We start from the raw sequence: 13764 nt of genomic DNA on the forward strand, positions 1-13764 counted from the left end.
AGCCGAAAGTGTCCTCCGAAGTCTTGGCGAAGGAGGACCGCAGCTATCTCCTGGCGGCGCAAGCAAAGCTCCCACGCTCTCGGAGACCATCCCGCTTTGCGCATCCGATGCACTTGAAATAGTCCTTTGACAGGTTCTTACTTGCAACAGGCGGGTCGGGGCTCTGTCAGATTGTGCGTGTAGTTTCTCTGGTTCTGGGGCTTGGGTCAGCTCTCGCGGCGGCGTCTCAGGTTGAGGCTTTGGAGTACACTCCGGCTTCTCTTCCGAGTCAGCGGCCAATGCTCATTGTCTCCGGTGAGTTTAGCGCCAATGAGTCTTTGAACAGCTTCAGCCGCGCGGTTGCGAGCAGCGGGGCCAAGGTGATTGTATTCAACTCCCCTGGTGGCAATGTCGGCGGTGCTATTCGGTTGGGGCGTATGATCCGCGCAGCAGGGTTGGACACGCTTCAGGTTGGCCAATTGCAGTGCGCTTCAGCCTGCTCACTGGCCTTCCTGGGTGGCATCCACCGTGTTGCCGAACCAAGTTCCATCGGCATTCACCGGGCGTTTCTCAAACCGGCTGACGGGATGTCCACCGAAGAAGCGAAGGCCCGCGTCCAGCTCGGAACGGCAGCAATCACATCCTATGTGGTCGAGATGGGAGTGGACCCCAAGCTGATAGAATTGGCTTCGAGTTATGGCAAGCATGACATTAGATATCTATCGGCCGGCGAAATGGCTGACTTGCATGTGACCAATGCCGCAGCGAACCAATCGCCGGCAGATATTTCACAGGTGTTAACGAGACCCAATCCTGCGCCAGTGTCCGCTCCTGCACCCGACGCCAGGCAACTGCCGGAAAGCATTGCGGTCGCCTTCGTCAGGGATCTCATCGAGCATCATGGCGACAACGACGATTTCGCTCTTGCCCAAGTTCAGGCAATCCTACGCTCCCAAGGTCGATTATTATGGCAAGCTGACGAAGTTGAGGTCGATAGTTCAGGACAAGAGGAACTATTACCGGCGGTGGCCTGAACGCGGATATAGCGTCCGCAAGGACAGCATCGCGGTCAACTGCACCAACGATCGCTGCATGGTCTCGGGCGTCTACGACTGGGTTGTGCGCAGTCCCTCGATACACAAGCAGGAAAAAGGCGTGGCAAACTTTAGCTACACGATTTCGATCGGTCCCTATCCCAAAATTATCGCAGAGACAGGGAGTGTCCAGCGATAAGCGGGACCACCGTTAGCGCGGACACAGACGTCAAGCCTCTATACGCTCAATAAAGCGGCTCCTCGAACAGCGTCTTGTCGCCGTCCATCAGCGCCTTGATCTGTGCCGTGCCGTCGGAGGCGAGCGCGAGCTTAATGCCGAACGGCCGCACGCGCATGTCGTCCTGGATCGCCATTCCTTCGCCTTCCGGCAGATAGAAGCGGTCGATCCCGTAGTCGGGCGCGATCGTCGCTTCCGGATCGCTGAGGCCCCAGCCTTCCCCGACATGGCCGGCAATGTCTGCTTCGTCCGCGCCGGCCGGGACCGGCGCTTTGCCGAACCACGCCGCGGTCGGCTGCCAATAGCCGTCGGAGCCCTTCTTCAACCGCACCACGATCGCTGTGTCTTCGCTGGAGAACTTGCCTTGCGGAAGGTTGGCGATCAGCTTCACCGGGATGCGTGAAATGTTGTTGTTGAGCGAGATATAGTCGCCGCGCAGGAGATCGCGCGGGTCGATCGGTTGGACCTTCAGCAGCACTTCCTTGCCGTTGCGCAGGATCGCGGCCCGGCCGGCGATGATCCAGCTGAGAAAGCCGATCTGGACGAGCGCCAGCACCAACGCCGAGATGATGAGCTTCTTGCCGGTCATGCTGCTGCTCCTGTCTCGGCGGACGCTCTCATGCGCTTCTCGATACGGATGATGATCAGCGCCAGCACGCCGAGCAGCACGGCAGCCGCCAGGAAGAAGCCGGCCGTATCGAGCATCGACCGCAAGGTGACGCTATAGATGATGGCGAGTTCGAAGGCGAAGCCGGCATAGGCCAGCGAGCGCAGGCCCCTGCTCTCGCGGCCGGCCAACATGATCGCCGCGACGATGCCGGCAAGCGCTACGATCGACGCGAGGGCGAAACCGCTATTGTAGGTGCTTTCATCCGCCAGCTCGAACTGGATCATCGCCATGCCGGTCAGGAAGCCGAGCAAGGCGTGCAAGGACAGCCGGCCGCCCAGTTGCAGGATCCTGTCGATCGGATCGCCGGCAAGTACCGCAGCGGCAAAGAGCAGCGTCGATACAATGACCAGCGACATCGCCACCGGCAGCGTGTCGTGATCCGTCGCCAGCAAGACCAGATACAGAATGACAGACAGAATGATGAGGTGGCGCGCTGCCCGGCTGCGCGTCCAGAACGAAACGGCGAACAGGATGATCGCCATGACGATGAAGAGATGAGGAATTTCCGCGCGCCAGTAGAAGCCGAACCCCTTGAGGACCAGCCAGGCATCGGCAATGCCGACCGCAGCCACCGTCAGTGGGTTCGAACGCAGCGCTACTGCCGCCAGCGCGGTGCCGGCGCACCATGTCACCAGCGCCGAGGCCTCGTCGCCAGAAAGATGGTACATCTGGCCGATCAGCGCGATCGATCCGCCGAAGGCGGCGGCTGCAATGATCCACAGCGCCTCGCCGATCGCGGCATGGTCGCGCGTCTTCAGCACCGCGCCGCCGACATAGCCGGCCAGGATGACGGCGAAAAGCGCCGCCACGCGAACGACACGCGGAATGGCCTCCCAGTTGGCGGCGACGAAAATCAGGATCGCTGCGCCGAACAGAAGCGCCGCCATCATCGCCAGGATCGAGCCGAAACTCAGCGACGCGCGCTCGTTGGCAGCGACGTCGCGCGTCAATGCCTCCGCCGTGGCGGGATCGATCAGCCCTCTCTCCCGCCAGCGGGCGATATCCGCCCTTAGCCGTGTCGTATAGCTCGCCATGCTTTCCCCCAAAGCCTGGTCATTTCCTCAACCGGGGCAGCCAAACCGTTGACGCGGCGGCACTTTCCGATTCGGCCTTCTTTGCGACGCAGGCGTGAACGGCCGTTAATGTTGCATTGCACAATTTGCATTGCTGCCATGCGCCAACGGCACTTTTAAACCGATATGATCCCACCTATTTTCTGTTCGTACACAAACGGAATGATCCGAAGTTAAAGACGAAACGAGAACTACCATGAACCTGATCCGCAACTACCGCAACTGGCGCCGCTACCGGGACACCGTCTCCGAGCTGAACCGCCTGTCGAACCGTGAACTGACCGACCTCGGCATCAGCCGCAGCGACATCCACTACGTCGCCCGCAAGGCGGTCTAATCCGCTTCGGACCGCAAATGGTCCGAACCAGTTTTGAAGAGAGTTAAGACAATGAACCTGATCCGCAGCTATCGTAACTGGCGCGTTTATCGCGACACCGTTGCTGAGCTGGGTCGGCTTTCAAACCGCCAGCTCCACGATCTCGGCATCGTTCGCGACGAGATCAAGATGGTCGCCCGCAAGGCGATCTAAGCAAGGCATTTCGCCAGGGTCGACCTCCTCCCCGACCCTGACGGATACGGCCAACCCTCACCTCCTCCCGAGGGTTGACCACCAAAACGGCGCCCGCCGGACCTCCTCCCCCGGCGGGCGTTGTTCCCGAAGCGAACGCCGTTCGTCTTCGAAGGCTTCGCCCCTTCTCAAAGACGAAAAGAATTTTCGTCCTCAAGGGCGATAAGGAATTTCGTCAAAGCCGACCTCCTCCCCGGCAATGACGAATGAAGGTCGATCTTCACCTCCTCCCGAGGATCGACCCCCAAAACGACACCCGCCGGACCTCCTCCCCCGGCGGGTGTTGTTGTTTCTGGCGCAGGCACCGGCCTCGTGCGTTGTCAGCTGGCAATTGCAATCGCGTCCCCAAGCGATTATTCCGGCGCTCATGAGCAAAAATCCCGTACACGTCATCGGCGGCGGCCTCGCCGGCTCCGAAGCCGCATGGCAAATTGCGCAAGCCGGCGTTCCGGTCGTGCTGCATGAAATGCGCCCGGTACGCGGCACCGACGCGCACAAGACCGACGGCCTGGCCGAGTTGGTCTGCTCCAACTCCTTCCGCTCCGACGATGCCGAAAACAATGCCGTCGGGCTGCTGCACGCCGAAATGCGGCTTGCCGGCTCGCTGGTCATGAGTGCCGGCGATGCGAACCAGGTGCCGGCCGGCGGCGCGCTGGCCGTCGACCGCGACGGCTTTTCCGACGCGGTCACCGCGAGGATCGAGGCGCATCCGCTGATCACCATCCAGCGCGAGGAAGTGCCTGGGCTGCCGCCCGAGGATTGGGACCAGGCGATCATCGCCACCGGCCCGCTGACGGCGCCTTCGCTGGCGCAGTCGATCGCCGAAGCTACCGGCGCCGATGCGCTCGCCTTTTTCGACGCGATCGCGCCGATCGTGCATTTCGACACGATCGACATGAACACAGCCTGGTTCCAGTCGCGCTACGACAAGGTCGGTCCAGGCGGCACCGGCAAGGACTACATCAACTGCCCGATGGACAAGGAGCAGTATCTCGCCTTCGTCCAGGCGCTGCTCGACGGCCAAAAGACCGAGTTCAAGGAGTGGGAAGGCACGCCCTATTTCGACGGCTGCCTGCCGATCGAGGTGATGGCCGAGCGCGGTGTCGAGACCCTGCGCTACGGGCCGATGAAGCCGATGGGGCTGACCAACGTCCACAATCCGTCGGTCAAGGCCTATGCGGTGGTGCAGCTCCGGCAAGACAATGCGCTGGGCACGCTCTACAACATGGTCGGCTTCCAGACCAAGCTGAAGCATGCCGAGCAGGTGCGCATCTTCCGCACCATCCCCGGGCTTGAAAACGCGGACTTTGCGCGTCTCGGCGGCCTGCACCGCAACACCTACATCAACTCGCCGACGCTGCTCGATCCTTCGCTGCAGCTGAAATCGCGCCCCGGCCTGCGCTTTGCCGGCCAGATCACCGGCTGCGAAGGCTATGTCGAAAGCGCGGCGATCGGCCTGCTCGCCGGCCGCTTCGCCGCCGCCGAGCGCCTCGGCCGAGCGCCGTCGCTGCCGCCCTCGACCACCGCCTTCGGCGCGCTGCTCAACCACATCACCGGCGGCCATATCGTCTCGGATGACGAGCCCGGCAAGCGCTCCTTCCAGCCGATGAACGTGAATTTCGGCCTGTTTCCGCCGGTCGAGGCGCCGAAGACCGAAGGCAAGCGCCTGCGCGGCAAGGACAAGACCGTCGCCAAGCGCCACGCCATCACCTCGCGCGCTTTGGCAGATTGCAGGGTATGGCTGGGGCTGCCGGCGCGGGCGGAAGCGGCGGAGTAAGGTTTGATCTCGGCTTGGACGCCCCATATAAAGTAGGATATCATCCTACTCGCAATCCTATGTGAGGTGAGCCATGGAATCCGCTGAGAAACTGTCCGTCACCGTCACGCCGGCCATGGCGCGCATGATCCGCGAAAAAGTCGAGGACGGCTCCTTCGGCTCCGCTAGCGAAGTCATCCGCGCCGCGCTCCGCGCCTTCCAGCGCGAGGAGCAAGAGCATGCCGAGCGCATGGCATCGATCCGTGCGCGCGTAAAGGCTTCGATCGAGGACAAGAGACCCGCCGTCCCGCTCGATGAAGCAATCGACCGGGTGAAGAACCGAATTTCACAGCTGGCGCAAGGCCATGATGATCCAGCGCCTCGTCGTCGTTCTTAGCGAAAACGCGATCTCCGATCTCGAAGCGATTGGCAGCTACATCCTTGAGAAGGGCGGCAGCGAAAACGTCGCCAATGGCTTCATGGATCGGGTTAGAGAGCGCTGCCGAAGCATCGGCAACGCACCTCGCGGCGGCCGCTCGCGCGATGACATCGCACCCGGGCTACGAACCGTCCCTTTCGAACATTCCGCGGTCGTCACCTATGTTGTCGAAAGCGATGTCGTTCTCATACTCAACATCTTCTACGGCGGCCGCGACTACGAGACGTTGATGCGCGACGGTGGTTCTGGCGATCAATCCTAAGGCGTTGATTACTCCGCCGGCTCCGCGCCTGCCCTCGGCAATCCCGGCTTGCCCGCCTCTCCCGGATTCCTCCGCACATAAGCCGCCTTCAGCGTCTCGGACGTATCGCGCGAACCGTCATGGCTCCAGCCTGGCGGCTGGATGAGATAGTTGACACGCTGACCAGGCGTCAGCCCCGGCGCCAGCGCATCCTTGAACATGCCGATCCATTCGTGGAACGCAACCTTCAGCGGATTGAAGGTGCCGATGTTCTTTACGATGCCGTAGCGCGGCCGGTCCTCCTCCAATTCCTCGACGAAGGTGCCGAACATGCGGTCCCAGACGATCAGCGTGCCGGCATAATTGGCGTCGAGATAGCGCGGATTGGTGGCGTGGTGGACACGGTGGTGCGAAGGCGTGTTGAAGATGAATTCGAACCAGCCCCACGTCTTGCCGATCGTCTCGGTGTGGATCCAGAACTGCCAGACAAGGTTGAAGCCGAAGACGAACGCGATCACCGCAGGATGGAAGCCGAGCAGCACCAGCGGCGCCTGCAGGATGAAGGTGAAGGTGAACAGCCCTGTCCAGCTTTGTCTCAGCGCCGTCGAGAGATTGTAGTGCTGGCTGGAATGATGATTGACGTGCTCGGCCCACACCCAGCGCACCCGGTGCGCGATGCGGTGATAGACATAGTAGCGCAGGTCGTCGAGCAGGAAGGCGGCGGCGAACACCCAGATCGACAGGCCGAGATTGAAGAAGCGGAATTGCCACAGCCACAGCAGCGCCCAGTAGGACACGACGCCGAGCAGCAAGCCTGCGACGACATTGCCGGTCCCCATCATCAGGCTGGTCAGCGTGTCGCGCGTTTCGAACGATCCCCTGGCGCGGCCGGTGCGCACCAGCCAGAGTTCGATCAGGATCGCCGCGACGAAGAACGGGATCGCAAGCTGGGTGACCTGCGGGAAATTATACTCGTCCATCACGCCGCCTCCCGGATCCGATCATGGCTTTGCAATGCCGCCGCCACGGCCAGCGCGCCGGCTTCGTCGGCAAAAGCAAACCGCCCGCCTTTCCAGGTGAAATCATTGAGCCGCAGCGAGACCACATTGCCTTCCCTAGTCAGCGCCAGAATGTCGTGGGGCGTGACGATGCGCGTCAGAAAACAATCGCCTATGCTCCGGACGATGCCGCAGCGCTGCGGGCCAAGATCGAGAAACGCGGCATGGCTGTCGGCTGTCAGCCGTATTGAACCCGGTCTTTCGTCGGGAAAATCCTCGGCAAAGCGTGCGAGCGCATGATCGGCGCCGGCAAGCGTCGCGGTCGTCGTGCCGCCGGTGAAATGCACGGCCGCGACCGACAGCGCGATGCCGAACACGACAAGGACGACCAGGACTGGCAGGCTCATGGAAAGACGGCTCCTCCGGCGGCCCGCATTTCTTCGACGCGAGTCCACATGGACGGAATCCCTAGCACGGTTGACGTTTACGTCAAAGGGGCGTCCAGCCCCGCATCGCATGACGCAAGAGCAGCCAGTGCCGGCGCAAGGTTGAGAGCGTTGCCGTCACACTGAGCGGCGACCTGCCCGTCTTCTCCATCCTGTCGAGATAGGCATGGGTCGGCGCTAGCGGCAGGAAGGCGGGCCGCAGCGCAACGGGAAGCGCTGGCGCACCCTTCTCGAAGGCGTTGAGATGCTCGCGCGCCAGCGCAATCATCGCCGCAACCGCGCGCTCGGCGGCTTCCCCGCCTTCGCCTTTGACGAACTCTTCCGGCGTCGTGCCGACCGCCGAAAGGATGTCGGCGGGCACAAAACACTGTCCGCGCCGACGATGGAGCGGCAGAAGCAACAACAGGCCGGTGATCGCCTGCGCGCAGCCGGCCCTGCCCGCCAGTTCGGCAAAGTCGGGCGCCGCGGCGGGATCGAGCACCATGGCCGCAAGCTGGATCAGCGCCGCGGCCGTCTCGCCGCAATAGCCCTCGAGATCGGTCCGCGACGGCATCGGGTCGTCATAGAGATCGAAGATGCGCGCCTCGAGCATGTTCTCGAAAGCAGCCTTCGGCAACCGGCAGGCGGCGATCGTCGCGCGCAGCGCATCGGCGGTCGGGTGGCCTGTCTCGGCATCCCCTCCGGCCGAAATGACGTCTCGCCACCATTGCAGCCTGACCTCGCCCGGCAGCGGCTCATGGATGCGATCGCGCACGCCGGCGATCTCGGCATTGAAGGCGTAGAGCGCGAGCAGCGCGTCGCGCTTGTCGGCCGGCGCGTAAAGCGCCGACAGATACCGGTCATGGTCGACGGCGCGCACCGCACCCATGACGATGTCGCCATTCTTGATGATCTTGGACGTGCCGGCGGCCATTCAATCGACGGCGATCAGCGCGGCGGCCACGGCGCGGTCTTCGGCGAGCAGCACATTGTAGGTCCGCACCGCCGCTCCCGTCGACATCGGGTCCGCCGAGATCCCGGCCTCCTTTAGCGCGGCTCGCAGCGCCGCCGGCAGCGGCCGCAGTTCCTTGCCCATCCCGACCAGCAGGATCTCGACTTTGCCGGCCTCGGCGAACAGCTTGTCGAAATCCGTGGCCTTCAGCGCCAGCGGATCGGCGGGCTCCCAGCCATGGATGCCCGACGGCAGGACGAGCAGCGATCCGCGATGCGACATATCGGCAAAGCGAAAGCCGCCATTGCCATAGGCCTCGATCGCCGCCTTGCCCGGGAAATGCGCCTCGCGGATGATGATGCCTTTGGCCATGGCTCTAGAACATGATGCCGAAACGGCGTCAGGTCGCCACCGCCTTGCCGTTCACCGGCTCCTTAGCCGAGGCCTGCGGCCTCAGCTTGAAGAGGATCAGCAGCGGCGCGGCGATGAAGATCGACGAATAGGTGCCGAACACCACGCCGAACAGCATCGCCAGCGTGAAGGAGCGGATCACCTCGCCGCCGAACAGCACCAGTGCCAACAGCGCCAGCGACGTGGTGACGGAGGTCAGCGTGGTTCTGGACAGCGTCTCGTTGATGGCATTGTTCAAGAGCTGCGGCAGCGGCATTTTCTTGTATTTTCGCAGATCCTCACGAACGCGGTCATAGACCACGATGGTGTCGTTCAGCGAATAGCCGATGATGGTCAGGATGGCCGCCAGCGACGACTGGTTGAACTCCAGCCCTGTCAAGACGAAGAAGCCGATCGTCATCACCACATCGTGCACCGTGGCCACGATGGCGCCGACGGCGAACTGCCATTCGAAGCGGAACCAGACATAGAGCAGGATGCCCGCCAGCGCGATCAGCATGGCGATCGTGCCCTGCTTGGCCAACTCGCCTGAGACCGTCGGCCCCACCACCTCGACCCGGCGGAAGTCATACTGGTCCTGCAGTTCGCCCCGCACCTTGTCGATCACAGTCTGTTCGGCATTCTCGCCGGCATCCTGCGTGCCGACACGGATCAGCACGTCGTTCGGCGCGCCGAACTGCTGCACCTGGATCTCGCCGATATTGAGCTCGGAGAGCCTGTTGCGGATGTCGCCGAGATCGGCATCGCCCTTCTTGGACTGCACCTCGATTATCGAGCCGCCTTTGAAGTCGATGCCGTAGTTGATGCCAAGTGTCAGGAACCCGACGACAGACAGGATCGATAACGTGCTGGAGAGAGCGAAGGTCCAGCGGCGGATGCCCATGAACGGGATCTTCGTGCCCGGCGGAATGAAGGTGACCGGCGCGCGCGGCAGTTCCTTCGGCCGGGCGCGGCGCAGCCAGATCGACACCAGCATGCGGGTGAAGGTGAAGGCCGTGAAGACCGTGGTCAGAATGCCGATCGCGTAGGTGATCGCAAAGCCCTTGACTGGCCCTGTGCCCAGCCAGAACAGCACCACGGTGGCGATCAGCGAGGTGACGTTGGAATCGATGATAGTCGCCAGCGCCTTGGAGAAGCCGGTGTCGATCGCCTGGATCACCGAACGGCCGTTGCGCCGCTCTTCGCGGATGCGCTCATAGATCAGGACGTTGGAGTCCACCGCCATGCCGATGGTGAGCACGATACCGGCGATGCCGGGCAAGGTCAGCGTGGCGCCGAGCAGCGACAGCGCGCCGACGATCATTGCCACGTGCACGGCCAGAGCGATGTTGGCCAGGAAACCGAGGAACCCATAGGCGACGAACATGAAGGCGACGACGAGAATTGAGCCGATCACGCCAGCCACCTTGCCGGCGTGGATGGAGTCCTGACCAAGGCCCGGGCCGACCGTACGCTCTTCGATGATCGTCAATTTGGCCGGCAGGGCGCCGGCGCGCAGCAAGACGGCGAGGTCGTTGGCGCTCTCGGTCGTGAAATTGCCGGAGATCTGGCCGCTGCCGCCAAGGATCGGCTCGCGGATCACCGGTGCCGAAATCACCTGGTTGTCGAGCACGATGGCGAACGGCTTGCCGACATTCTGTTGGGTCGCCTGACCGAACCTGGTCGCCCCGCGGGAATTGAAGGTGAACGAAACCACCGGCTCATTGGTCTGTGAATTATACGTCGGCGTCGCATTCGACAGGTCTTCGCCCGAGACGATAACGCGGTTCTCGACGAGGTAAGGAACCGGAGGGTCGTCCTGCGAATAAAGGACCGAGTCGCCAGCCGGCGGGCGATTCTTCATCGCGTCCTGGACCGGCACTGACGTGTCGACCATCTGGAACGTCAGCTTGGCGGTCTGGCCGATAATGTCCTTGAGCCTTTGCGGGTTCTGGAGCCCGGGCACCTGGACCAGGATGCGGTCGTCGCCCTGCCGCTGCACGATCGGCTCGGTCGTGCCAAGCGCGTTGACGCGTCGCTCCACCACCTCGATCGCCTGCGAGAGAGCGGTCGTGGTGCGATATTTGATGCCCGCATCCGTGACGGTGAACTTCAACAGCCCAGGCTCGGAATCGTCCAGCGCCATCGACTGCACGGAACCGCCGGCAAAGAGGCCGGCTGTGACCGGGTTGGTTATCGGCTTCAGCGCTGTCTTGGCGGCTTCGACCTGGCTCGCATCGTTGATGCGCACCTGCACGGTTCGGCCTGTTCCGCCAAGGCCGGTATATTGGATCTTGGCGTCGCGCAGCAGCGTCCTGATCTCGTCACGCGTCGTCTGCAGCTGATCCTTGATCAGGTCGTTCTGATCCATCTGCAGCAGGATGTGCGAGCCGCCCTGAAGATCGAGGCCCAGCGTCATCTGCCGCTTCGGCACCCAGCTCGGCAATTGCGCCAGCATGCTTGCCGGGAAGAGATTGGGCGCGGCGAGGATCACTGTGACGGCCACCGCGAGCCAGATCAGGATCATCTTCAGGCGCGAGAAATAGAGCATTCGTTTTATCCGTTCAGGCGTACAAGCGGCAGCGTTCCGCCATCGAGGTTAGGATTACTTCTTGGCGTTCTGGTTCGCCACCGGCTCGCCCTTGACGCGCACGTCCGAAATCGTCGAGCGCAGCGCCGTCACCTTGGTTCCGCCGCCAAGGTCGATCTCCAGCTCGTTGTCGTCGATCACCTTGGTCACCTTGCCGACGAAGCCGCCGCCGGTCACCACCGTGTCGCCGCGGCGCACCGCCGACAGCATTTCCTGGCGCTTCTTCAACTGCGCACGCTGCGGCCGGATGATCAGAAAATACATGATCACGAAAATCAGGACAAACGGCAAAATCGAGATCAACATGTCTGGCGAGGCGCCGACGCCCTGGGCGTATGCCGGTGTAACGAACATCAAGAAACTCCTGGATGGTGAAATACCGCTGCGGCGGCCCCGCGAAAATTTGGCCGGAATATAGTCGGTAAACTTGCCAATGCAACTGCGCTGCGAGCCCGATCCGTTGCTTTTCCAGCCGTTTGCGGCGTGCTAGAGCGTCGCAGCGGAAGCGGCTTCGAGGCCACCGAAAAGATCATGCTCCAACAAAAGCTTGGACCTGGTTCTTGCAGCGATGTCATGGAAGCTGCTCCCACACGCTGAAATGCCTAAACAAAAAGACCTGATATGACCGACAGCCTGGACGCATTGAACAAGAAACTCGATCGCCTGATCGAGGCAGTCGCTCGCCTCGCCTCGCCGCCGGTTCCTCAGACCGATCTCGGTGTTGCCGACTGTTTCGTGTGGCAGGCGGACCCTGGTTTTCTGGATCCGGTGCGCAAGGTCAACCGCGTCGACATCGGCCTGATCCGCGGCGTCGACCGCGTGCGCGACATCCTGCTCGACAACACTGAGCGTTTCGCGTCCGGTTATGCGGCCAACAACGTGCTTTTGTGGGGCGCGCGCGGCATGGGCAAATCGTCCCTGGTCAAGGCCGTGCATGCCACGGTGAACGCATCCGACAAGCTCGAGCGGCCGCTGAAGCTGATCGAAATCCACCGCGAGGACATCGACACACTGCCCAAGCTGATGGGTCTCCTGAAGGCGGCCCCCTGGCGCTTCATCCTGTTTTGCGACGACCTTTCCTTCGATCACGACGACACGTCGTACAAGTCGCTGAAGGCGGCGCTCGAAGGCGGCGTCGAGGGCCGGCCCGGCAACGTCATCTTCTACGCCACGTCCAACCGGCGGCATCTGCTGCCGCGCGACATGATCGACAATGAGCGCTCCACCGCCATCAACCCTTCGGAAGCGGTCGAGGAAAAGGTCTCGCTTTCCGACCGTTTCGGCCTGTGGCTCGGTTTCCACAAATGCTCGCAGGACGAATATCTCGACATGATCGACGGCTATGTCCGCTACCACGATCTGGCGATCGACCCCGAGCAGCTGCGCGCGGAGGCGCTGGAATGGGCAACCACGCGCGGCAGCCGTTCCGGCCGTGTCGCCTGGCAATTCACGCAGGACCTCGCCGGGAGGCTCGGCAAGCCGCTGAAGGATTGAAACGTTAACGTCACCTGGGCGACTGCGCCCGTCGCAAGTCGCGCGGCGTCTGGCCAATTTCGCGGCGCATCCAATGCGCCAGATGTGACTGATGCGCGAAGCCCGTCAATGCTGCAACCTCGCTCGTGCTCAGATCGCCTTGCTTGAGCAGAACGCGCGCCCTTTCCACGCGGCGTCGCAGCACGTAGCGATGCAGGGTGACGCCTGTCGCCACCTTGAACCATGTCCGTAAGTGCGAGCTGCTCGCGCCGGCAACCCGGCTCAGCCGGTCAATCGAAAGCGGCTCGTGGAGAGCGGTCTCTATGTGTTCCAGAACCCGCTTGAGCTGCGCATCCGACAACCGGTTCGTTTGAACAATGTCCGGCCCATCGAGACCAAGCAGCCTCACCGCAAGGGCGGCGCCGATGCTGTCGGCAAACAAAGGGCCGCTCGGCGCGCCGGCATTGAGGTCGCTCTGCAGCGCTCGGGCGAGATGTTCGATGCGCTGGTCACGAAGCAAATGGCGCGTGTCGAGCCGCGACGCTCGCGCCCTGCCGCCAAGTTCCGCGGCGACCCTTTCCATCAACGCCGGCTGCAAGATGATCTCGATCGTGTCGAACGGGGTTTCGGCCTCGAAGCCGCCCTCCTCGCCAGCCGGCACAAGGTCTATATCGCCGGCGCGCCTGACGAAATATCGCCCAACCTGATTGCAGTAGGAGCGCGTTGCCGCGCTTGCATGCACCATGATGCGATGGTGTGGCGCCCGGGACAGGCGATGGACGCCTGCTTCAACACGGCGGGAGACCATTGCTACGTCGGACGAGGATCGGGCCGGCTCGAATTGCGAAGGCATGCTCTCTCGATTCATGGCGGAACCTGTCCAAGATTTGGCAATTCCCGCGCGATTTTCAACGCCGTGAACTCGTACTCACGCCTCT

The 13764-nt window shown here is 62.5% G+C and carries 16 protein-coding genes; 7 read left to right on the forward strand and 9 right to left on the reverse strand.

Features of this window, described 5'->3' with window-relative positions; genetic code table 11:
• The first annotated feature begins 278 nt into the window (after positions 1–278).
• Complete coding sequence (locus tag LB523_RS11325) at positions 279–1013, forward strand: hypothetical protein (protein ID WP_224602743.1); 735 nt, start codon at positions 279–281, stop codon at positions 1011–1013.
• A gap of 245 nt (positions 1014–1258) precedes the next feature.
• Here the strand turns inward: LB523_RS11325 and LB523_RS11330 are convergent, their stop codons facing one another.
• Entirely contained in the window at positions 1259–1840 is a 582-nt protein-coding gene (locus LB523_RS11330) for a GDYXXLXY domain-containing protein (protein WP_224602744.1), read from the reverse strand.
• The gene (locus tag LB523_RS11335; RefSeq protein ID WP_224602745.1) at positions 1837–2955 is read right to left on the reverse strand and encodes a DUF2157 domain-containing protein; all 1119 of its coding nucleotides are present in this window, start codon (positions 2953–2955) and stop codon (positions 1837–1839) included. Before LB523_RS11335 ends, LB523_RS11330 begins: the two co-directional genes overlap by 4 nt.
• A 235-nt stretch (positions 2956–3190) precedes the next feature.
• Here LB523_RS11335 and LB523_RS11340 point away from each other — a divergent pair, with 235 nt between their 5' ends.
• From LB523_RS11340 to LB523_RS11360, 5 genes are all read left to right on the forward strand, one after another.
• Positions 3191–3331, forward strand: a complete 141-nt coding sequence (locus LB523_RS11340; protein WP_095765031.1) for a DUF1127 domain-containing protein — start codon at positions 3191–3193, stop codon at positions 3329–3331.
• Positions 3332–3382: 51 nt separating this feature from the next.
• Complete coding sequence (locus LB523_RS11345) at positions 3383–3523, forward strand: DUF1127 domain-containing protein (RefSeq protein WP_071031998.1); 141 nt, start codon at positions 3383–3385, stop codon at positions 3521–3523.
• Positions 3524–3929: 406 nt separating this feature from the next.
• Positions 3930–5339 carry a methylenetetrahydrofolate--tRNA-(uracil(54)-C(5))-methyltransferase (FADH(2)-oxidizing) TrmFO gene (trmFO, locus tag LB523_RS11350; RefSeq protein ID WP_224602746.1) on the forward strand — a complete coding sequence of 470 codons (1410 nt, stop codon included), beginning with the start codon at positions 3930–3932 and terminating at the stop codon, positions 5337–5339.
• A gap of 73 nt (positions 5340–5412) precedes the next feature.
• On the forward strand, positions 5413–5715 hold the full coding sequence (locus LB523_RS11355; RefSeq protein ID WP_224601698.1) for a type II toxin-antitoxin system ParD family antitoxin: 303 nt from the start codon (positions 5413–5415) through the stop codon (positions 5713–5715).
• Entirely contained in the window at positions 5687–6019 is a 333-nt protein-coding gene (locus LB523_RS11360) for a type II toxin-antitoxin system RelE/ParE family toxin (protein WP_224602252.1), read from the forward strand. The genes LB523_RS11355 and LB523_RS11360 overlap by 29 nt, the downstream gene beginning before the upstream one ends.
• Positions 6020–6027: 8 nt before the next feature.
• On the opposite strand, the gene LB523_RS11365 is transcribed toward LB523_RS11360, so the two are convergent.
• The 6 genes from LB523_RS11365 to yajC form a co-directional block, all read right to left on the reverse strand.
• Positions 6028–6978, reverse strand: a complete 951-nt coding sequence (locus LB523_RS11365; protein ID WP_224601700.1) for a sterol desaturase family protein — start codon at positions 6976–6978, stop codon at positions 6028–6030.
• Positions 6978–7403: a hypothetical protein gene (locus LB523_RS11370; RefSeq protein ID WP_095765027.1), complete on the reverse strand. Its 426-nt coding sequence runs from the start codon at positions 7401–7403 to the stop codon at positions 6978–6980. The genes LB523_RS11365 and LB523_RS11370 overlap by 1 nt, the downstream gene beginning before the upstream one ends.
• 82 nt (positions 7404–7485) lie before the next feature.
• The gene (locus tag LB523_RS11375) at positions 7486–8355 is read right to left on the reverse strand and encodes a phytoene/squalene synthase family protein (RefSeq protein WP_411965384.1); all 870 of its coding nucleotides are present in this window, start codon (positions 8353–8355) and stop codon (positions 7486–7488) included.
• Positions 8356–8745 carry an Mth938-like domain-containing protein gene (locus LB523_RS11380; RefSeq protein ID WP_140840452.1) on the reverse strand — a complete coding sequence of 130 codons (390 nt, stop codon included), beginning with the start codon at positions 8743–8745 and terminating at the stop codon, positions 8356–8358.
• A gap of 28 nt (positions 8746–8773) precedes the next feature.
• A complete protein-coding gene (gene secDF, locus LB523_RS11385) occupies positions 8774–11314 on the reverse strand; it encodes a protein translocase subunit SecDF (RefSeq protein ID WP_224602747.1) in 2541 nt (846 codons plus the stop codon).
• A gap of 54 nt (positions 11315–11368) precedes the next feature.
• Positions 11369–11707 (reverse strand): preprotein translocase subunit YajC, encoded by a 339-nt coding sequence (yajC, locus tag LB523_RS11390; protein ID WP_095765024.1) that lies wholly within the window; start codon positions 11705–11707, stop codon positions 11369–11371.
• 267 nt (positions 11708–11974) lie between these two features.
• Here yajC and LB523_RS11395 point away from each other — a divergent pair, with 267 nt between their 5' ends.
• Positions 11975–12847, forward strand: coding sequence for an ATP-binding protein (locus LB523_RS11395; protein ID WP_224602748.1), 873 nt, complete (start codon positions 11975–11977; stop codon positions 12845–12847).
• Between the two features lie 10 nt (positions 12848–12857).
• Here LB523_RS11395 and LB523_RS11400 read toward each other — a convergent pair whose 3' ends face one another.
• On the reverse strand, positions 12858–13679 hold the full coding sequence (locus tag LB523_RS11400) for a helix-turn-helix domain-containing protein (protein WP_411966453.1): 822 nt from the start codon (positions 13677–13679) through the stop codon (positions 12858–12860).
• Between the last annotated feature and the right edge of the window lie 85 nt (positions 13680–13764).

The organism is Mesorhizobium sp. ESP-6-4, from assembly GCF_020164735.1.
In the GTDB taxonomy this organism is placed as follows: domain Bacteria; phylum Pseudomonadota; class Alphaproteobacteria; order Rhizobiales; family Rhizobiaceae; genus Mesorhizobium.

Bases quoted from the DNA above. Each gene is read 5' to 3' on its own strand.
- LB523_RS11325 (WP_224602743.1), top strand. From the start codon at position 279: ATGCTCATTGTCTCCGGTGAGTTTAGCGCCAATGAGTCTTTGAACAGC.
- LB523_RS11340 (WP_095765031.1), top strand. From the start codon at position 3,191: ATGAACCTGATCCGCAACTACCGCAACTGGCGCCGCTACCGGGACACC.
- LB523_RS11365 (WP_224601700.1), bottom strand. From the start codon at position 6,978: ATGGACGAGTATAATTTCCCGCAGGTCACCCAGCTTGCGATCCCGTTC.
- LB523_RS11370 (WP_095765027.1), bottom strand. From the start codon at position 7,403: ATGAGCCTGCCAGTCCTGGTCGTCCTTGTCGTGTTCGGCATCGCGCTG.
- LB523_RS11375 (WP_411965384.1), bottom strand. From the start codon at position 8,355: ATGGCCGCCGGCACGTCCAAGATCATCAAGAATGGCGACATCGTCATG.
- LB523_RS11400 (WP_411966453.1), bottom strand. From the start codon at position 13,679: ATGCCTTCGCAATTCGAGCCGGCCCGATCCTCGTCCGACGTAGCAATG.
- yajC (WP_095765024.1), bottom strand. From the start codon at position 11,707: ATGTTCGTTACACCGGCATACGCCCAGGGCGTCGGCGCCTCGCCAGAC.
- LB523_RS11335 (WP_224602745.1), bottom strand. From the start codon at position 2,955: ATGGCGAGCTATACGACACGGCTAAGGGCGGATATCGCCCGCTGGCGG.
- trmFO (WP_224602746.1), top strand. From the start codon at position 3,930: ATGAGCAAAAATCCCGTACACGTCATCGGCGGCGGCCTCGCCGGCTCC.
- LB523_RS11395 (WP_224602748.1), top strand. From the start codon at position 11,975: ATGACCGACAGCCTGGACGCATTGAACAAGAAACTCGATCGCCTGATC.
- LB523_RS11345 (WP_071031998.1), top strand. From the start codon at position 3,383: ATGAACCTGATCCGCAGCTATCGTAACTGGCGCGTTTATCGCGACACC.
- LB523_RS11380 (WP_140840452.1), bottom strand. From the start codon at position 8,745: ATGGCCAAAGGCATCATCATCCGCGAGGCGCATTTCCCGGGCAAGGCG.
- LB523_RS11360 (WP_224602252.1), top strand. From the start codon at position 5,687: ATGATCCAGCGCCTCGTCGTCGTTCTTAGCGAAAACGCGATCTCCGAT.
- LB523_RS11330 (WP_224602744.1), bottom strand. From the start codon at position 1,840: ATGACCGGCAAGAAGCTCATCATCTCGGCGTTGGTGCTGGCGCTCGTC.
- LB523_RS11355 (WP_224601698.1), top strand. From the start codon at position 5,413: ATGGAATCCGCTGAGAAACTGTCCGTCACCGTCACGCCGGCCATGGCG.
- secDF (WP_224602747.1), bottom strand. From the start codon at position 11,314: ATGCTCTATTTCTCGCGCCTGAAGATGATCCTGATCTGGCTCGCGGTG.